Genomic DNA, 18,686 nt, shown 5'->3' on the forward strand with positions numbered 1-18,686 from the left:
CCGATGAGCGGGTTCCCTATCCCCGTCTCGGTGCTGACCGGCTTCCTCGGTGCCGGCAAGACGACATTGCTCAACCGGCTCCTGAAAGATCCGGCGCTGGCCGACACGGCGGTGATTATCAACGAGTTCGGCGAGGTGGCGATCGACCATCTGCTGGTCGAGCAGGCTTCCGACGGCATCATTCAGCTTTCGGATGGCTGCCTGTGCTGCACGGTGCGCGGCGAACTGGTCGACACGCTGGCCGACCTGGTCGACCGGTTGCAGACCGGCCGTATCGCCAGGCTTGCCCGCGTCATCGTCGAGACCACAGGGCTTGCCGACCCGGCGCCGGTGCTGCAGTCGATCATGGCGCATCCGGCACTTGTCCAGGCCTTCCGGCTCGACGGCGTCATCACGCTGGTCGACGCGGTCAATGGCAATGCCACGCTCGATGTCCATGTCGAGGCGGTCAAGCAGGTGGCCGTCGCCGACCGCATCGTGCTGAGCAAGGCCGACCTGGTGACCGATGCCGGCGACCTCGAAACGCTGCGGGCGCGCCTGCGGCGGATCAATCCGGGGGCTGAACTGCTCGATGCTGGCAACTCAAAAACAGGCGTAGCGGCGCTGTTTGATTGCGGCCTCTACAATCCCGCCACCAAATCCGCCGACGTGCGCCGCTGGCTCGGCGAGGAGGCGGCGCACGATCACGAGCATCACCATGACGGTCATGACCACGGGCATGGCCATGACCACGATCACAGTCATGATCATGGCCACCGGCACGATCAGCGCGTGCGCTCCTATTCGCTGGTCCATGATGGTCCGGTGCCGTTTTCGGCCATCGAGATGTTCCTCGACCTGTTGCGTTCGACGCATGGCGAGAAGCTGCTGCGCATGAAGGGCGTTATTGAATTGCAGGAAGATCGGTCACGTCCGCTGGTCATCCACGGCGTGCAGAAGATCCTGCATCCACCGGCAAGGCTGCCGGCCTGGCCCGATGACCAACGCGGCACGCGGCTGGTGCTGATCACACTCGACATGCCGGAAGACTATGTGCGCCGCCTGTTTGCCGCCTTCACCAACCGGCCGTCGATCGACACGCCCGACCGCGCGGCGCTGGAAAACAATCCGCTGGCGATCGCCGGAAGATAGCCTCTCAGATCCAAATTCAGACGATTTCGCCGCGTTCGACCAGGAATCGATGGCCGCCTGACATCGCCGCCGTTTCAATGAGCTGGTGGCCGGCATCCGAGCAGAAGGCGGAATATCGATGACGGCGAGCGGGTCGGTGGTTTCGAGCCACAGCCGGCTGCCCGGCTGCATACCCGCCAGGCGCTTCTTCGCCTTGAGCACGGGAAGCGGGCAGTTCAGGCCCTTGAGGTCATAGATAGCGGCATCAGCGGCCAAGACTGGGCTCAGCCGCCGAACATGCCGAGCAGCTTGTTCTTCAGCTTTGTCACCGTGCCTTCGCCGGCGTCGGCGGCTTGCGTCTCGGCAACCGGCGCGGCCTCGGTGGGGGCGGCGATGGTGGCGGTCGCGACTGGGGCTTCCTTGGCGGCCTTGGCCGCTTCCTTTCGGCCAGCGCCTGTGCCTTGGCGGCTTCCTTGGCTTGTTTGGCGGCCTCTATGGCGGCCAGCCGCTGCTCCTCGGCTTTCTGCTTGGCGGCTTTCTCGGCGTCGAGTGCAGCCATCTTGCGGCCAGCCGGCGAATCGATGCGGCCCATGCGCGCCGTCTCGGTGACCGAGCCGTCGTTGTTGAGCGACGGCGGATCGATCGGCACGCGCTCGCCGCGCGCCCGGCGCTTCGACCAGTCGGAGACGATGCTGGCTTCCTTGATGCCGGCGATGGTCGGCTTGGGCGGCGGCACGCTGGCCTTGAGCGCGCCGTTGTACGCCGCATCGTAGGTGCTCTGATAGGCGTTGTAGGCGCTCTTCAGCGAATCCGGCTGCGTGGTCGCCGGGCACGCTCCGGTCGGATCGAATGTCTGGCCGTCGGCGGCGACCTGGTTGAAGACGTAGCGCTTCTCGCAGACGTCCACCTTTGGCGGCACCTTGGTGATCTCGAAATTGTCGTAGCCGACCTTCAGCATCTTCCAGAATTCATAGTTCGGGTCGTTGCGATAGCGCGCCATGTTGGCGGCGGTCATGCGGAACGGAAAGGCCTCGACCTGGAACTCGGTCTGCCCGCCCTGGAAGGCGTCGCGGCCGAAGGCATAGATCTGCTCGATCTGCGCGTCGGTCATCGAGTAGCAGCCCGAGGACGAACAGGCGCCGTGGACCATCAGATTCTGGCCTGTGCGGCCATTGGCGCGGTCATAGGCGTTGGGAAAGCCGATGTTGAAGGACAGATGGTAGTTCGAGCGCGGATTCATCTGCGCCGGACGGACCGTGTAGAACCCTTCGGGCGCCTGGCGGTCGCCTTCGGTGTATTTCGGTCCGAGCTTTCCCGACCATTTGCAGATGTCGTAGCTCGCCACCATGTCGTAACGGCCGTTGGTCTTGGCCTTCCATATCTCGAGCTTGCCCTCTTCCTTGAAGATACGCGCCATCACCGAAGAGGTGCGCACCATGCCCTTGGCCCTCATGTCGGCCAGGATCTTGTCCGGCAGCGGCTTGTTGGCTTCCGGGGCAAAGTCCTTCATCGACGAATCATTGCAGCCGGCGACAGCTATCGAGGTGATGAGGACTCCGGTACGGGCGAGCTTGGCAAACATGGATACGGCTATGTCTTTTCCCTCGGGCCAATGGCTTCATAATGCCGGGCCCGCATGCTGAACACCCACGGACCGTAAGCCCGTTAACCTTGAAAATTCCTTACCGCAAGCCTCGGCCAGCCCTTCGCGGCACTTTCATTGACCCGAATGTGGCGGCATTTTTGTGGCGAAATTGCTCATTGTCGCCACATTGCCGTGGGCGCGGGGCTTCCGATGGCCGTGTTCCGCCATCGGAGGGCGTCAGAGGCTGCGGCCCATCGCCAGATATTTCTCGCGGCGCTGTTCACGGAAGTCGGTGTTGGCGCCGGCGAATTCCTTCATTGTCTTGGCAATGAGGTCGCCGGTCGCGGCAATCACCGTTTCGGGGGCGCGCTGGGCGCCGCCCATCGGCTCGGGGATGATGGCGTCGATGACCTTCAGTTCCAGGAGATCCTGCGCGGTGATCTTCATGTTGGTCGCCGCGTCCTTGGAGCGCGTCGTGTCGCGCCACAGGATCGAAGCGGCACCCTCAGGCGAAATCACCGAATAGATGGCGTGTTCGAGCATGTAGACGCGGTTGGCGGTGGCGATGGCGATGGCGCCGCCCGAACCGCCTTCGCCGATGACCACCGAGATCGATGGCACTTTCAGGCCAAGGCAGGCCGAGGTCGAACGGGCAATGGCTTCGGCCTGGCCGCGCTCCTCGGCGCCGACGCCGGGATAGGCGCCCGCCGTGTCGACCAGCGTCAGCAACGGAATCTTGAAGCGGTCGGCAAGCTCCATCAGCCGCACCGCCTTGCGGTAGCCTTCCGGGCGCACCGAACCGAAATTGTGTTTCAGGCGGCTGGTCGTGTCCGAGCCCTTTTCCTGGCCGATGATCGCGATGGGTTCACCGCGGAAGCGGGCAAAACCGCCGACGATCGCCTGGTCCTCGCCGAAATTGCGGTCGCCGGCAAGCGGCGTGAAGTCGCTGAACAGGCCCTTGATGTAGTCGACGCAGTGCGGCCTGTCGGAGTGGCGCGCCACCTGCACCTTCTGCCACGGCGTCAGCGCCCTGTAGAGCTCGCGCAGCGCGTCACGGGAACGCTTCTCGAGCCTGGTGATCTCATCGGCGACATCGACCGCCTCGCCATTCTCGGCAAGCTTCTTGAGCTCGAGGATCTTGAGCTCAAGATCCTGCACCGGCTTTTCGAAATCGAGGTAGTTGTACATGCTTGAGCGGACCGATATTTCGGAAGGCAAGGACTGCGGAACCGTTGAAACCAAGGCTCCGGGCGGTGAAATGTCGTCCTCACATAGCGATATGAGGCCTAGTCGGCAAGCGGATGATGATCGTTGACTAGCCGCACCAGCCGCTCCTCCAGCACATGGGTGTAAATCTGTGTCGTCGATATGTCGGCATGGCCAAGCAACTGCTGCACGGCCCTGAGATCGGCGCCGTTCTGCAGGAGATGGCTGGCGAAAGCATGGCGCAGCACATGCGGCGATATTTTCGCTGAGGCGATACCGGCGCGCGCCGCCAGGCCTTTCAGGTCGCGGGCAAAGACCTGGCGCGAGAGATAGCCGCTGTCGGACGCTGCCGGAAACAGGAATGGGCTGTCGGCGAAGGCAGGCACCCCGGCCCGGGCGGCAAGCCAGGCGCGCATTGCCGTGCGCGCCTTGGTTGATAGCGGCACCATGCGCTCCTTGTCGCCCTTGCCGCGCACCATGAAGAAGCGGTCGTCGCGCTGCGCCACCGTCACCGGCAGGCCGACCAGTTCGGACACGCGCAGGCCGGTGGCGTAGAGCACCTCGACCAGCGCATGCAGGCGAAGGGCAGCCAGCTTGTCGCTGTAGCCGAGCTCGGTGTCGCCGGCTTCCTGCGCGGCGCGGTCGATCAGCCGGCCGGTGTCGGCCTCGCTCATCGTCTTGGGCAGCGGACGGCCCTTTTTCGGGCTGTCCAGCGTGCCGGTCGGGTCGTCGGTGCGAAGGCCCTCGGCATAGAGGAACTTGAAGAACTGGCGGATCGCCGACAGTTTGCGCGCCTGCGAGGTTGGCGCGAAGCCGCGCGCGGCGATGTCGTCGAGATAGGCGCGGATATCGGTGGCGGCGGCACCGGCAAGCCCGCCATCGATCTCGCTCGAAGCGTCTTCGAGGTCGCGGCGGTAGGAGGACAGCGTGTTCTCGGCAGCGCCCCGCTCGGCGCTCATCATTTCCAGGAAGGCCTCGATGCGGGCGGCGCTGTTCATTTCCTGTCGGTCAGTTTTTCTTCGGGATTCAGTTTTTCTTGGGGTTCAGCTTTTCAGGCGGGATGCGCACGCTCATCTCCGCTTTTTTCGGCTCGACGAACATCACCAGTGCGAACATCGTACCATAGGCAATGCCGGCCAGAATCGCGAGGGTCACGACAAAGCGAAACAGTGTCGGCATCAATTTTCGCCCGTCTTCTTGTTCTGCGTTTCCAAACCCTGTGCCCTTATGGGACGCCAATTCGGCCAATTCAAGGAAGAAGCGGAGGCTTGTCAGCGACTTCTGATGCAGGCATCCCCCGGCCGATATAGGCTTGCCTGTGCTCGGCACGCTTGACGCAAACCGGCTTTTCATGTCGATACGCCGGCAAAGAGGGCCCAAGAAACAGCTGATGACCGCGCACCAAAATCCTCCGGGCGGGACTTACGCCGCGCTGCTTGGCCGGCTGGGCAGCCGGTCAATCGTCTTTGTCGGCCTGATGGGCGCCGGCAAGACGGCGATCGGCCGCAAGGTGGCGACGATGCTTTCGCTGCCCTTCATCGACAGCGACCAGGAGATCGAGAGCGTCTCGCGCATGACCGTTCCGGAGTTGTTCGAGCGCTATGGCGAGACAGAGTTCAGGGCGCTGGAGCAGCGTGTCATCCTGCGGGTGCTGGAGAACGGTCCGCAGGTGCTGTCGACCGGCGGTGGCGCTTTCATGAACGCGCAGACGCGCGAGGCGATTGCCGCGCATGGCGTGTCGGTGTGGCTGAAGGCCGAACTCGACCTTCTGATGGACCGGGTTTCCAAGAAGCAGAACCGGCCACTGCTGAAAAGTGCCGATCCCCGCGCCGTGCTGGAGCGGCTGATGGGAGAGCGCTATCCGGTCTATGCGACCGCTGATGTCACCGTGCCAACCCGCGACGACCGCAAGGAAGTCATCGCCGAAGAGGTGCTGGGAGCACTGTGCCGGCATTTCGGCATCGATGAAATTGCAGCGACGGGCGAGGTCGAATCGTGAGCGCCGATCAGCCCGTCACCGTCGAAGTCGGGCTTGGCGACCGGGCCTACGACATATTGATCGGCTCCGGCCTGTTGTCGCGCGCCGGCGAGGAGATTTCGCGCCGCCTGCCCGGCACGCGCGCTGCTGTCGTCACCGACGAGAATGTTGCCGCCGCGCATCTCGATACGCTGAAGGCCGGGCTCGAGAAGGGTGGCATCCAGCCCACTGTCATCACGATGCCACCGGGCGAGAAGACCAAGAGCTTTGCCCATCTCGAAGAGGTGGTCGACGGAATTTTGGCGGCCAGGCTGGAGCGCGGCGATGTCGTCATCGCGCTCGGCGGCGGCGTCATCGGCGATCTCACCGGCTTTGCCGCCGGCATCGTGCGGCGCGGCATGAATTTCGTGCAGGTTCCGACCTCGCTGCTGGCGCAGGTCGATTCCTCTGTCGGCGGCAAGACCGGCATCAACAGCCCGCGCGGCAAGAACCTTGTCGGCGTCTTCCTGCAGCCCAAGCTGGTGCTGGCCGACACGCAAGTGCTCGACACGCTGCCGATCCGCGAATTCCGCGCCGGCTATGCCGAACTCGCCAAATACGGGCTGATCGACCGGCCGGAATTCTTCGCCTGGCTGGAAGCGAACTGGGAAAGAGTCTTCGCCGGCGGGCCGGAGCGGGGAGAGGCCATTGCCGAAGCCTGCCGCGCCAAGGCCGATGTCGTCGCCCGCGACGAGTTCGAGACCGGCGACCGCGCGCTCCTCAATCTCGGCCACACATTCGGCCATGCGCTCGAAGCCGCAACGCAATATGACGGAGCTCGCCTCGTCCATGGCGAGGGGGTGGCCATCGGCATGGCGCTGGCGCACCGGTTCTCCTCGCGGCTCAATCTGGCCAGCCCCGACGACGCGGCACGCGTCGAGACGCATCTGCGTGCTGTCGGCCTGCCGTGGCGGATGGCCGATATCCCAGGCGACCTGCCCGATGCCGAGGCGTTGCTCTCCTTCATCACCCAGGACAAGAAGGTGTCGCGCGGCGCGCTGACCTTCATCCTGACACGTGGCATCGGCCAGGCTTTTATCGCCAAGGACGTTCCGGCTTCGGAAGTGCTGTCCTTCTTGAGAGAAAACCATCCAGCCAACGGGAAAGCCGGCTGAGATGGAGACCGGCTGGGTTGTCGTCGCCGTCCTTGCCATCCTCATCCTGCTGGTCGTTGCCGTGCGCACACGCCTGCTTGCCATGTTCGGCTACGAGCTGTCGCGCATCGAGCCGCAGCGCTCGAGCCAGGACGAGTTGCGCGGCGCGGTCGACGATTTCCGCCGCGACGGCCAGGTGGTGCGCGAGGACCGCGACCGCATTGGCGGCCTGTTCGACCTCGAAGAGCTCGAAGTCTCCGACATCATGGTCCACCGCACCAACATGCGCTCGGTCAATGCCGACAATGCGCCGGAAGCAGTGGTGCGCGAGATCCTGCAGAGCCCGCACACCCGCATGCCGCTGTGGAAGGGCTCGCTCGACAATATTGTCGGCGTGCTGCACGCCAAGGATCTGCTGCGTGCGCTGAATGAAGTCGGCAACGACTTTTCCAGGATCGACGTGATGAAGATCGCCTCGAAACCCTGGTTCGTGCCCGACACCACGACCTTGCAGGAACAGCTCAACGCCTTTTTGCGGCGCAAGGCGCATTTCGCCGTCGTCGTCGACGAATATGGCGAGGTCGAGGGTCTGGTGACGCTGGAGGACATCATCGAGGAGATCGTCGGCGAAATCGCCGACGAGCACGATGTCGATATTCAGGGCGTCAAGCAGGAGGCCGACGGCTCCGTCGTCGTCGACGGCAATGTGCCGATCCGAGACCTGAACCGGGCACTCGACTGGAACCTGCCGGATGAGGAAGCGACCACCATTGCCGGCCTCGTCATCCACGAGGCGCAGTCGATCCCCGATGAGAAGCAGGCCTTCACCTTCCACGGCAAGCGCTTCATCGTCATGAAGCGCGACAAGAACCGGATCGCCCGGTTGAGGATCAGGCCGGCCGGCGACGCTTAGAAACCGTAGACGTTCGGGATTGGCGCAGCCCCAACTTCGTCATCCACGGGCGGAGCAGCCGCGAAGCGGCGTCGCGGAGACCCGAGGATCCATGCCGCGACCCCGGCCGAAGGATGCGGCGGAGCAGAATTCTGGACCGCTGCAACGCATTGAAGTCGCGGCATGGATCCTATGGTCTGCGCCGCGTCGCTTCGCTCCTTGCTTCGCCATAGGATGACGACGTGATGGGCGTTTTCGCCAATCTCCAAGGCATGTATCCGTCAAGACAAGTACGTCCGACCCGTCAAGCCGAGGAACACGTTACCAATCCTTCATTGGAACTTCTCGGCGTCCCGGTGCATTTTGCGCCGGGCGTTCAGGAGAACATGATGATCGATCGGCGAACCCTGCTTCTGGCTTCGATGGCGGCCTTTCTGCCGGCCACGACATTTGCGCGCCAGTCGTCGCCATCTCCCAAAACCTTCGACTACGGCCCGGCCAAGCTCGATATCTACGCACCGGACGGCGCGAAAAACCTGCCCGTGGTGTTCTTCGTCCATGGCGGGGCCTGGGAGTTTGGCAAACGCAGTCAGGTGGGCGCCAAGCCGGGTTTTCTGCTCGCCAGCGGCTTCTGCTTTGTTTCGATCGACTATCGCATGCTGCCGGAGGCCGATGTCGCGACCCAGGCCAATGACGTCGAAAAGGCCTATGCCTATGTCAGGGCCAACATCGCCGGGCATGGCGGCGACCCCAAGCGCATTGTCGGCATGGGCCATTCGGCCGGCTGCCACCTGATTGCGTTGACCGGCATGCGCGGGGGATTGCCCGGCGTCGCCGGCCTGCTGCTCGACGATACCAGGGCCTATGATCTTGCGGCGCTTGAGAAAAATGGCGGCATGGTGCGGGCCTATGCGCGGGTCTTTTCCGACCCCTCGCAATGGGCGGCACTTTCCCCGGCCAACTATGTCGACGGCCGCAAACATCCGCCGACCTTCATCGCTTATTCGGGGGCGTCAGGTCGTGGTGAGGATTCGAAAGCCTTTGCCGAGCGCCTGCGCGCCACCGGCACGAAGGTGACGCTGTTCGACGGCACTGCCTATACGCACATGTCGATCAACCGCGATTTCGGCGAAGATGGTGATGCGCTGACCGCTGCCGCTCTGACATTCCTGAAATCGACGGTCGGTTGATCCCCGGCAGCTTCCGCTCGCCTTTCCCTGTAACTGGATCATGCCAAAAGCGGCGGCGGGATATTGCCGTGCGGACATCCGTGGGTGCAATTGCTCTTCATGAGAGGGAGAATTGCATGAATGGTGCCGATGTCCTGTGCGACGTGCTGCTGGCCAATGATGTGACGGTCTGCTTCGCCAATCCCGGCACCTCCGAAATGCATTTTGTTGCCGCGCTCGACCGCAAGCCTGAGATGCGTTGTGTGCTCGGTCTGTTCGAAGGCGTGGTGACCGGTGCCGCCGACGGCTATGCGCGCATGACCGACCGCCCGGCCGCGACGCTGCTGCACACAGGCCCGGGCCTGGCCAACGGGCTGGCCAACATGCACAACGCCCGCCGTGCCAGGACGCCGATGATCAACATCGTCGGCGATCACGCCTCCTACCATCTGCCGCTCGATGCGCCGCTGACCAGCGATATCGAAGGCCTGGCAGCGCCGATGTCCAATTGGGTTCGCCGCATCGCTGGGCCAGCCGATGTCCAGCCGGCCACGGAGGCGGCGTTTCGCGCCTCGCTGACGCCTCCAGGCGTCACGACGCTGATCCTGCCGGCGGATGCTGCCTGGGGCGGTGCTGCTCCGGCGTCGCCGGGCAGGGTTGTCCTTTCACCGCCACCGGCCGTCGACAGGGATGTCGTACGCGAGACCGCCGAGGCGATCCGTGCGGCTCCGGGCCGTGTCGGCATGATCGTTCGCGGCCGAGCCGCGCGGGCCGATGCGCTCGAGATCGCCGGCCAGATCTCGACGGCCTGCAATGTCCGCCTGTTCAGCGAGGTTCTGATCGCCCGCATGCAACGCGGCCGCGGGCGCGTCGCGCCGACCCGCATTCCCTATCCAATCGATGCGGCGACGGCGTTGCTGAGGGATATCGACGTTCTGGTGCTGGTCGGCGGTAAGGAGCCGGTCGCCTTCTTTGCCTATCCGGGAAAACCCGGCCGGCTGGTTCGCGACGACTGCAAGCCGCTGACGCTCGCCGCCCATGGTCAGGACCTGCATGCGGCGCTGGAGGCGCTTCGTGACGAACTCGGCATCGAGCCGTCGCAGCAGACGGTGTTCGCGACCGCTTTCCCGGACGAGGCTGCGCCGAGCGGCAAGCTCACGGACGACGCCATCGCGCTGTCGGTGGCGCGCAAGCTGCCGGACAATGCGATCGTCTGCGACGAAGCGGTCACCTCGGCGCGGCGCTTCTTTGCCTTGTCGGCCTTTGCCGCGCCGCACGATTACATGATGGGCACCGGCGGATCGATCGGCGGCGGCATTCCGATGGCAACCGGGGCGGCGATCGCCTGCCCCGACCGCAAGGTGATCAATCTGGAGGCCGATGGCAGCGGCATGTACACCGTGCAGGGTCTGTGGACGCAGGCGCGGGAAAATCTCGACGTGGTGACGATCGTCTTTGCCAACCGGACCTATGCGATCCTGCATGGCGAGATGCGCAATGTCGGCGTCAATGCGATCGGCGAGAATGCCAGGCGCATGCTCGACCTCGACCATCCTGCGCTGGACTGGGTGTCGCTGGCCAAAGGCATGGGCGTGGAGGCGGCGCGTGCCGACACGTGCGAGCGCTTCGACGCGCTGCTGGATAGCGCCTTGTCGCGGCGCGGGCCGTTCCTGATCGAAGCGGTGATCTGACCGCTCAGTTCAGGCGAGAGCGGATCTGGCCTACCAGCGGGTCTTTTCACCAGGTGCCGCCGGTTCGATCGCCAGCGCGTGCACACCGGTTTTCAATTCATCGGCCAGCAATTCGTTGACGGCGCGGTGGCGGTCGATGCGGCTCATGTCGGCAAAGGCGGAAGAAACGACGCGGACGCGAAAATGTGTTTCGCCGGTGCCGTCATAGGCGCCGTGATGATCCGAGCCGTGGTGATGGTGGCCGGCGTGGAGATGGCTTTCGTTGATGATGACCAGTCGCTCCGGCGAAAATGCCTTGTTGAGCTTGTCTTCCATGGTCGTCTGTATGGACATCGCCGTCTCCCTTCACCACATATGGCTGGCGCACCAGCGTGAAAACCGGAAACCGGTTTCACAAGGGGGGCCGCTGTTTCGCAACTAAATTCGCCATTCGCCTGCTTTAAGCCGCGATTCAGCGGTTAGGGCGATGATCGCGAAAATGTCAATTCTTGTTTCGCATCTGCGAACGCCCCATAAATGGGTTAGATGAAGCCGTATCCCAAATATTTCGAGAAGATTCGCGTCCGCCCCGACAAGGACGCGGAGCTGAAGTCGCACTCGCCGATTTGCCAGTGGGATGGCTGCAAGGAAGCGGGCACCCATCGCGCGCCGGTCGGACGGATGAAGGAGGGCGAGTATTTCCGCTTCTGCTTCGACCATGTGCGCGAGTACAACAAGGGCTTCAACTATTTCTCCGGCGTGCCGGACACTGAGGTCGCGCGCTTCCAGAAGGAAGCTATGACCGGTCATCGGCCGACTTGGAAGATGGGCGTCAACGGCGCCTCGACGCGTTCGTCGCCCGATATTGCCCAGCATCGATCAGGCCGCGCCGGCTATTACAACCGCATGCGCGACCCGTTCGACCTGTTCAAGGGACCGAAGGATCCGCGTGAGGCGCGTGAGCGCAAGGCCAAGCCGCTTGAGGCCAAGGCGCTGGAAACGCTTGGCCTTGATACAAAGGCGACTGGCAAGGATATCAAGGCGCGCTATAAGGAATTGGTGAAACGTCACCATCCGGATGCGAATGGTGGCGATAGAGGTTCGGAAGACCGGTTCCGCGATGTGCTGCAGGCCTATCGCGTGCTCAAACAGGCGGGCCTGTGCTGAGCGACCCTATGGTTTGTGTCGTTTTCCAACTTTCATAAGGTTGGAAAAGGCTTTAAGACCGCCCCCGAACAAAATCGATTGCCGGCGAAACGGGACGTTTCGCCCGTGGAGACGTTGAGAGATATGAACAAGGTCGATCGCGACATCGCCAACCTGCCCGACACGACGGTGTCGGTGAAGGATAAATTCGGCTTCGAGTCCAAGATGGTGGTGCCGGCCTATTCGGTAACCAGCGAACATGTGCCTGACATTGATCCGGACTATCTGTTCGACAAGGCGACGACGCTGGCGATCCTCGCCGGCTTTGCCTACAACCGCCGCGTCATGGTGTCGGGCTATCACGGAACCGGCAAATCGACCCATATCGAACAGGTCGCCGCCCGCCTCAACTGGCCCTGCGTGCGCGTCAACCTCGACAGCCATGTCAGCCGTATCGATCTCGTCGGCAAGGACGCGATCGTCGTCAAGGACGGCTTGCAGATCACCGAATTCCGCGACGGCATCCTGCCCTGGGCCTACCAGCACAATGTCGCGCTGTGCTTCGACGAATATGATGCCGGCCGTCCGGATGTGATGTTCGTCATCCAGCGCGTGCTGGAATCGTCGGGTCGGCTGACGCTGCTCGACCAGAGCCGGGTCATCCGTCCGCATCCGGCGTTCCGGCTGTTCTCGACCGCCAACACGGTTGGCCTGGGCGACACCACCGGCCTCTATCACGGCACGCAGCAGATCAACCAGGCGCAGATGGACCGCTGGTCGATCGTCACCACGCTGAACTATCTGCCGCACGACAATGAAGTCGCCATCGTGCTGGCCAAGGCCAAGCACTATCGCGACGGCAAGGGCAAGGACATCGTCAACAAGATGGTGCGCGTCGCCGACATGACGCGCTCGGCCTTCATCAACGGCGATCTGTCGACCGTGATGAGCCCGCGTACCGTCATCACCTGGGCCGAGAATGCCGAGATTTTCGGCAATATCGGCATGGCGTTCCGGCTGACCTTCCTCAACAAGTGCGACGAACTGGAGCGTTCGGTGGTGGCCGAATTCTATCAGCGCGCCTTCGGCGAGGATCTGCCGGAAAGCGCCGCCAACGTGGTGCTGGGCTAAGCAGAGCCTCGATGGCGGGTCCGGGCGACAACACGCGCAACAAGTCGAAGACGGGGTCTGAAGCCGACAGCTTCAAGCGCGCCGTCACCGTCTGCATGCGCGCCATTGCTGGCGACAAGGAATTGGAAGTCGGTTTCGCCAAGGACCGGCCGGCGCTCGCCGGCAGCCGCGCCCGCTTGCCCGAACTGCCGAAGAAGGCGTCGAAGACCGACATCGCGATTACCCGCGGGCTCGGCGATTCCATGGCGCTGAAGCGCGCATGCCATGATGCGCGCATCCACACTAAGCTGGCGCCGGAAGGCAAGGCGGCCCGCGCCATTTACGACGCGGTCGAGCAGGCCCGCGTCGAGGCGATCGGCAGCCGCGCCATGCAAGGCGTCGCCGACAATATCGGCTCGATGCTGGAGGACAAATACGCCAAGGCCAATCTCGTCGATGTCAAGGACAAGGCCGACGCGCCGATCGAGGAAGCGCTGGCGCTGATGGTGCGCGAGAAGCTGACCGGCCGGCCGATCCCGAAGAGCGGCGAGCGGCTGGTCGAGCTGTGGCGGCCCTGGGTCGAGGAAAAGGCCAAGGCCGATCTCGACGGGCTGTCGGCAAAGCTCGACGACCAGCAGGCCTTCGCCCGCGTCGTGCGCGAGATGCTCGCCTCCATGGAGATGGCCGAGGAACTCGGCGACGACCAGGAGACGGAAGACTCCGAGGACAATGACGACAACCAGCCGCAAGGCGAGGAGCAGAGCGAGGAAGGCGGCGAAGAGGATTCCGGCTCGGAGCAGTCGCAGTCCGAGGATGCCGAGGCATCGGCCGATGACGAGCAGTCGTCGGAAACCGAAGCCTCCGACGCCACAGCCGACGATCTGTCCGATGATGACGATGCGGATGCCGAGACGCCCGGCGAGGCGCGCCGCAATGACAATCCCTTCACCAACCTGCCGAAGGAAATCGACTACAAGGTCTACACCACCGCCTTCGACGAGACGGTTGGCGCCGAGGAGCTTTGTGAAGAAGAAGAGCTCGACCGGCTGCGCGCCTTCCTCGACAAGCAGCTTGCCAATCTGTCCGGCGTCGTCGGGCGGCTCGCCAACCGGCTGCAGCGCCGGCTGATGGCGCAGCAGAACCGCTCCTGGGATTTCGACCTGGAAGAGGGCTACCTCGACCCGGCGCGGCTGGTGCGCGTCGTCATCGACCCGATGCAGCCGCTGTCCTTCAAGCAGGAACGCGACACGAAATTCCGCGACACGGTGGTGACGCTGGTGCTCGACAATTCGGGCTCGATGCGCGGCCGGCCGATCACGGTTGCCGCCACCTGCGCCGACATCCTTGCGCGTACGCTGGAGCGCTGCGGCGTCTCGGTCGAGATCCTTGGCTTCACCACCCGGGCGTGGAAGGGCGGCCAGGCGCGCGAGAAGTGGCTGAAGGACGGCAAGCCGCCGAACCCCGGCCGGCTCAACGATCTGCGCCACATCATCTACAAATCCGCCGACCATCCGTGGCGGCGGGCACGGCGCAATCTCGGCCTGATGATGCGCGAAGGCCTGCTCAAGGAAAACATCGACGGCGAGGCGCTGCTGTGGGCGCACAACCGGCTGATCGCCCGGCCCGAGCAGCGCAAGATTCTGATGATGATCTCGGATGGCGCGCCGGTCGACGATTCGACGCTGTCGGTCAATCCGGGCAACTATCTCGAGCGCCATTTGCGCGCTGTCATCGAACTGATCGAGACTCGCTCGCCGGTGGAACTGCTGGCCATCGGCATCGGCCATGACGTCACGCGCTATTATCGCCGCGCCGTCACCATCGTCGATGCCGAGGAACTGGCCGGCGCCATGACCGAGCAACTGGCTTCGCTGTTTGCCGAGGAAAGCGCCCGCGACACGCGGCGCGGCGGCATGCGGCGCGCCGGATGATCTTTTCGCGCGGTGGGTTTCGGCGGACGCTTTTCGCCGTCATAGCCCTGCTCGCCGGCGTGGCTTCGGCGCCAGCCGGTTCTGCTGGGTCGGCTCCGGTTGAGCCCATCGAAGTCTCGGCACGCCCGATTACCGAATTCCATATTGGCCGCACCGACAAGCAGTTCGGTCCGCTCGAATTCGTCGGCGGGTTGGAATTGACCTCGCCATCACGCGATTTCGGCGCGTTGTCGGCCTTCCGGTTTCTGAAGGCGGGCAGCGATTTCATCGGCGTGGCCGACACCGGCTACTGGTTCTTCGGCACGCTGGCCCGCGACGCCGACAGGCGGCCAACGGGCATCCAGAACTTCCGCCTGCAGCAGATGGTGGACGACAACGGCCAGCCGATCGACGAGAAATGGGAAGTCGATGCCGAAGGCCTCGCGGTCAAGGATGGCATCGCCACCGTCGGTTTCGAGCGCAACCATCGCGTCGCCCAGTTCAAGATCGACCCTAATGATATGAAGGCGCCGTTCCGGCAGCTGGATTTTCTGGTGCCGGCGCGGGAGCTGCGCCAGAACCGCGGCTTCGAGACCGTCACCCATGCCAATGCCAACGGCCAGCACGAGGGCGGTCTGGTCGTGGTCTCGGAAAAGAGCCTCGACAAATCAGGCAACATCTATGCCGCCATCATCGAAGGGCCGCACAAGGGCGTCTTCACCGTTAAGCGCAATGGCGATTTCGACATCACCGATGGCGCCTTCCTGCCGGATGGCGACCTTTTGCTGCTGGAGCGCAGTTTTACCATGGCGGGCGGCCTCAAGATGCGGCTGCGGCGCATTTATGGCGAGAGTGTCGAGAAGGGCGCTGTCGCCGACGGGCCGGTGCTGCTGGAAGCCGACATGGGCTACCAGATCGACAATATGGAAGGGCTCGACGTCTGGATCCGCGACGACGGCGCGCTGATGGTGTCGCTGATCTCGGACGACAACCACTCGATCCTGCAGCGCAATCTCTATCTGGAATTTATCCTGCATCAGGATTGAGCGGCGCGCCAACTGCGAACCTGGGGTTTTCAACGGCGGGTTCGATTTGGGGCGGGTTCGATTTGGTCGGATGCCTTCCCTCACTCCGTCGCTGCTTCGCAGCGCCACGCCAAACAAACCGCTTGGCGCTGCGACGGACACATAGGGGGAGAAGTGTTACCCATCTATCGGCCGGACAAGCATAGCTCGACGGAGTGGGGGTCGACCTTTCATCAGATCCGCCTGATTGCTCGTTCGCCGCAGATTAGGCGCTCGCTGCGTCGTGCTGCGCGTTTGACGGACGCCTTCCCCCTCTCCGTCCCCGCTTCGCCGGGCCACCTTGTATCTACACGAGAGAGATTTCGTGGGATTGAAGCGATTGAGCCAAGGCCGCCCGGACCTTGGCTTGGCGAAGTCGCCCGTACCACCTGAGGTTACAGCCGCGGGAGAGCTTGGGATCTTCGCCTTCGTCACGCACGACCGAACAGTCGCTTGGTTCCAACCGTACGCACAAGGCAGGTTACCGTGAACAAGATCATTTGTGGAGTTGATGTTTCTAAGGATTGGCTGGACGCGCATATCAGGCCGAGTGGGGCGATAGAGCGCTTCGCCAACGATGCGACGGGGATCGCAGCTCTTTGCCTGTTTTGCCGCAGCCATGGCGCAGCTCTTGCGGTGATGGAGGCGTCGGGCGGCTACGAGCGGCTGGGCTTCATGCTTTTGTGGGCGCACGGCATGGAGTGCGCTCTGGTCAATGCTAGAAGCGTGCGCCGCTTCGCCGAGGCGATGGGCCATCTGGAGAAGACCGACCGGATCGACGCTGCCGTCATCGCCCATTACGGCGCAGTCAAGAAGATGGTTCCCACGCCACCGCCCAGCACTGCTCAGCAGCGCCTTGCTGCGCTGGTTGGGCGGCTTTGCCAAATTGTCGGCGATGCCACCATCAACAAGCAGCGTAGAAGTGCCGCACGCGATGCCGAGGCATGCGCCAGCATCGAGGCCATGCTGGCCTTCCTCAAACGCGAGGAGCGGCGCCTGGCAGGCGAGATCGCCTCCATGATCGATGACGATCCGCTGTGGGCCAGGCTGGGATCGGCATTCCGTTCGCTCAAGGGTGTCGCCGGGCGCACCGTCGCCCGCCTGATGGCCGAACTGCCCGAGATCGGCCTCATCTCCAACAAGGCCATCGCCAAGCTGGCAGGCCTCGCCCCCATCGCCAATGACAGCGGCAGGCGCGCCGGCAACAGGCATGTGCGCGGCGGACGCGCCGGGCCGCGTGGCATCCTCTTCATCGTCGCAGCCATCGTGGCCAAGTTCGATCCCCATCTCAAAGCGTTCACTCAACGGTTGCAACAGGCGGGAAAGCCCAAAATGCTCATCCGCATCGCGCTCGCCAGAAAACTTCTCGTCATCCTCAATGCAAAAGCACGCGACGCGAGAAGCGAGTTCGCAAATGCAACTTGACACCCCAGATAGTCGCTCTCCCCCTCCGGAGCAGGGCAATCGCATATGGAATTTCTGAGTCTTTGCAGCCACTTAGTGGCTGGGAGACACTTTTGCCGACGTTCGATCGCGGTATCGAACCCGAATCGGAGCAAGAACGGATCAGAATCAAATCGCGAACCGTCCGCGTCGACGATTTTCTTGGTATCCAGCCAAGTATCTGGAAAACCAAGAAAATCGCCATATGCGATTGCCCTGCCTCCGGAGGGAGAGGAAAGGCGCCAGCCGTTGCACGCTCGCGCCTTTCCTCTACCCCGTCGATCGGGGGAGAGGTGGCGAGCGAAGCTCGACGGAGTGGGGGTCGACTGCTCGTCACTCGATCTACGCTGCTCAAAACACTTTAGTGAAGACTTGACTATTCATGCAATTGGCGTAATACTCAAGTCCATGCTTAACTATTCCGAGATCGACAGCATCCTTCGCGCTCTTGTCGAGCCCACGCGCCGCCAGATCCTGGAACGGTTGAGCCGCGGACCGGCCACCGTCAGCCAGCTGGCGGAGCCGTTCGGCATGACCTTTGCCGCCGTGCTGCAGCATCTGCAGGCGCTGGAGGCCTGCGGGCTTATCCGCAGCGAAAAGATCGGGCGGGTGCGCACCTGCCGGATCGAACCGGGCGGGCTCGCCCCGCTCGCCGACTGGATTGCCGAACGCCGCATACCGGCGGAACGCCACCTCGACCGACTTGGCCAGATCCTGGCCGAGTCAGACCCATCCCCAAAAGGCCAATCCCCCAAGAAGAATCAGGAAAAGGACGAACAGCAATGAACCAGACCGCCCCCATCAAGGACGAGCAGACCGTCATCCACTCCACATTCACCATCGAGCGGACCTATCCGCAATCGCCGGCCAAGGTCTTCCACGCCTTTGCCGACAAGGCCACGGTGCGGCGCTGGCGGGTCGACGGCGACGGCTTCACCATCGCCGAATTCAGCTTCGATTTTCGCGTCGGAGGCGGCTAGGTGTCGCGCTTCAGCTATGGCGGTGGCCCGGAGGTCAGGCTCGATGCGCAGTTCCAGGATATCGTTCCCGACCAGCGCATCGTGTTTTCCTATCGGATGGCAATCGGGCCGCAGCCCATGTCGGCGTCGCTGACCACGGTGGAGCTGACACCGTCAGGTGGCGGCACGCGGCTTACCTATACCGAGCAGGGTGCCTTCTTCGATGGCGTCGATTCCGCCAAGGGGCGGGAGGAGGGGACGCGCGGGCTGCTCGAGGCTCTTGGCGCGGAGCTCCAGAAGTCAAACTAGAA

At 63.4% G+C, this 18,686-nt stretch carries 18 protein-coding genes and 2 pseudogenes; 14 read left to right on the forward strand and 6 right to left on the reverse strand.

Annotation, left to right across the window (positions count from 1 at the left end):
• Positions 1–3: 3 nt before the first annotated feature.
• A complete protein-coding gene (locus AC0V7N_RS09600; RefSeq protein ID WP_475456763.1) occupies positions 4–1,131 on the forward strand; it encodes a CobW family GTP-binding protein in 1,128 nt (375 codons plus the stop codon).
• 16 nt (positions 1,132–1,147) lie between these two features.
• Here the strand turns inward: AC0V7N_RS09600 and AC0V7N_RS09605 are convergent.
• The 5 genes and pseudogenes from AC0V7N_RS09605 to AC0V7N_RS09625 all read right to left on the reverse strand — a co-directional run bounded on the left by AC0V7N_RS09605 (position 1,148) and on the right by AC0V7N_RS09625 (position 5,080).
• Positions 1,148–1,386: pseudogene (locus AC0V7N_RS09605) on the reverse strand (sulfurtransferase TusA family protein).
• A gap of 8 nt (positions 1,387–1,394) precedes the next feature.
• Positions 1,395–2,692 (reverse strand): annotated as a pseudogene (locus AC0V7N_RS09610) (L,D-transpeptidase family protein).
• Between the two features lie 240 nt (positions 2,693–2,932).
• Complete coding sequence (locus AC0V7N_RS09615) at positions 2,933–3,883, reverse strand: acetyl-CoA carboxylase carboxyltransferase subunit alpha (RefSeq protein WP_475456769.1); 951 nt, start codon at positions 3,881–3,883, stop codon at positions 2,933–2,935.
• 98 nt (positions 3,884–3,981) lie between these two features.
• The gene (locus tag AC0V7N_RS09620; protein ID WP_475456770.1) at positions 3,982–4,899 is read right to left on the reverse strand and encodes a site-specific tyrosine recombinase XerD; all 918 of its coding nucleotides are present in this window, start codon (positions 4,897–4,899) and stop codon (positions 3,982–3,984) included.
• Positions 4,900–4,927: 28 nt separating this feature from the next.
• A complete protein-coding gene (locus AC0V7N_RS09625; RefSeq protein WP_015315495.1) occupies positions 4,928–5,080 on the reverse strand; it encodes a hypothetical protein in 153 nt (50 codons plus the stop codon).
• Positions 5,081–5,291: 211 nt separating this feature from the next.
• Here AC0V7N_RS09625 and AC0V7N_RS09630 point away from each other — a divergent pair, with 211 nt between their 5' ends.
• From AC0V7N_RS09630 to AC0V7N_RS09650, 5 genes are all read left to right on the forward strand, one after another.
• Complete coding sequence (locus AC0V7N_RS09630; RefSeq protein WP_475456772.1) at positions 5,292–5,900, forward strand: shikimate kinase; 609 nt, start codon at positions 5,292–5,294, stop codon at positions 5,898–5,900.
• Positions 5,897–7,033 carry a 3-dehydroquinate synthase gene (aroB, locus tag AC0V7N_RS09635; RefSeq protein WP_475456774.1) on the forward strand — a complete coding sequence of 379 codons (1,137 nt, stop codon included), beginning with the start codon at positions 5,897–5,899 and terminating at the stop codon, positions 7,031–7,033. The genes AC0V7N_RS09630 and aroB overlap by 4 nt, the downstream gene beginning before the upstream one ends.
• 1 nt (position 7,034) lies before the next feature.
• Positions 7,035–7,925: an HlyC/CorC family transporter gene (locus AC0V7N_RS09640; RefSeq protein WP_475456776.1), complete on the forward strand. Its 891-nt coding sequence runs from the start codon at positions 7,035–7,037 to the stop codon at positions 7,923–7,925.
• Between the two features lie 368 nt (positions 7,926–8,293).
• Complete coding sequence (locus tag AC0V7N_RS09645) at positions 8,294–9,094, forward strand: alpha/beta hydrolase (protein WP_475456778.1); 801 nt, start codon at positions 8,294–8,296, stop codon at positions 9,092–9,094.
• A gap of 116 nt (positions 9,095–9,210) precedes the next feature.
• Positions 9,211–10,764, forward strand: a complete 1,554-nt coding sequence (locus AC0V7N_RS09650) for an acetolactate synthase large subunit (protein ID WP_475456780.1) — start codon at positions 9,211–9,213, stop codon at positions 10,762–10,764.
• Positions 10,765–10,794: 30 nt separating this feature from the next.
• On the opposite strand, the gene AC0V7N_RS09655 is transcribed toward AC0V7N_RS09650, so the two are convergent.
• Positions 10,795–11,097, reverse strand: a complete 303-nt coding sequence (locus tag AC0V7N_RS09655; RefSeq protein WP_475456782.1) for a BolA family protein — start codon at positions 11,095–11,097, stop codon at positions 10,795–10,797.
• Positions 11,098–11,289: 192 nt separating this feature from the next.
• Between AC0V7N_RS09655 and AC0V7N_RS09660 the strand changes: the two genes are divergently transcribed.
• From AC0V7N_RS09660 to AC0V7N_RS09695, 8 genes are all read left to right on the forward strand, one after another.
• Entirely contained in the window at positions 11,290–11,910 is a 621-nt protein-coding gene (locus AC0V7N_RS09660; RefSeq protein WP_172223507.1) for a J domain-containing protein, read from the forward strand.
• A gap of 123 nt (positions 11,911–12,033) precedes the next feature.
• A complete protein-coding gene (gene cobS / locus AC0V7N_RS09665) occupies positions 12,034–13,020 on the forward strand; it encodes a cobaltochelatase subunit CobS (RefSeq protein WP_287271377.1) in 987 nt (328 codons plus the stop codon).
• 11 nt (positions 13,021–13,031) lie between these two features.
• Positions 13,032–14,930 carry a cobaltochelatase subunit CobT gene (gene cobT / locus AC0V7N_RS09670; protein ID WP_475456786.1) on the forward strand — a complete coding sequence of 633 codons (1,899 nt, stop codon included), beginning with the start codon at positions 13,032–13,034 and terminating at the stop codon, positions 14,928–14,930.
• On the forward strand, positions 14,927–15,955 hold the full coding sequence (locus AC0V7N_RS09675; protein ID WP_475456788.1) for an esterase-like activity of phytase family protein: 1,029 nt from the start codon (positions 14,927–14,929) through the stop codon (positions 15,953–15,955). Before cobT ends, AC0V7N_RS09675 begins: the two co-directional genes overlap by 4 nt.
• A 504-nt stretch (positions 15,956–16,459) precedes the next feature.
• On the forward strand, positions 16,460–17,398 hold the full coding sequence (locus tag AC0V7N_RS09680; protein WP_475456790.1) for an IS110 family RNA-guided transposase: 939 nt from the start codon (positions 16,460–16,462) through the stop codon (positions 17,396–17,398).
• A gap of 426 nt (positions 17,399–17,824) precedes the next feature.
• Positions 17,825–18,202: an ArsR/SmtB family transcription factor gene (locus AC0V7N_RS09685; RefSeq protein ID WP_475460263.1), complete on the forward strand. Its 378-nt coding sequence runs from the start codon at positions 17,825–17,827 to the stop codon at positions 18,200–18,202.
• Positions 18,199–18,396 (forward strand): SRPBCC domain-containing protein, encoded by a 198-nt coding sequence (locus AC0V7N_RS09690; protein ID WP_475456792.1) that lies wholly within the window; start codon positions 18,199–18,201, stop codon positions 18,394–18,396. The genes AC0V7N_RS09685 and AC0V7N_RS09690 overlap by 4 nt, the downstream gene beginning before the upstream one ends.
• Positions 18,397–18,684: an SRPBCC domain-containing protein gene (locus AC0V7N_RS09695; RefSeq protein WP_475456794.1), complete on the forward strand. Its 288-nt coding sequence runs from the start codon at positions 18,397–18,399 to the stop codon at positions 18,682–18,684.
• The last annotated feature ends 2 nt before the right edge of the window (positions 18,685–18,686 follow it).

The sequence above is a fragment of the Mesorhizobium kamtschaticum genome (genome assembly GCF_056174585.1).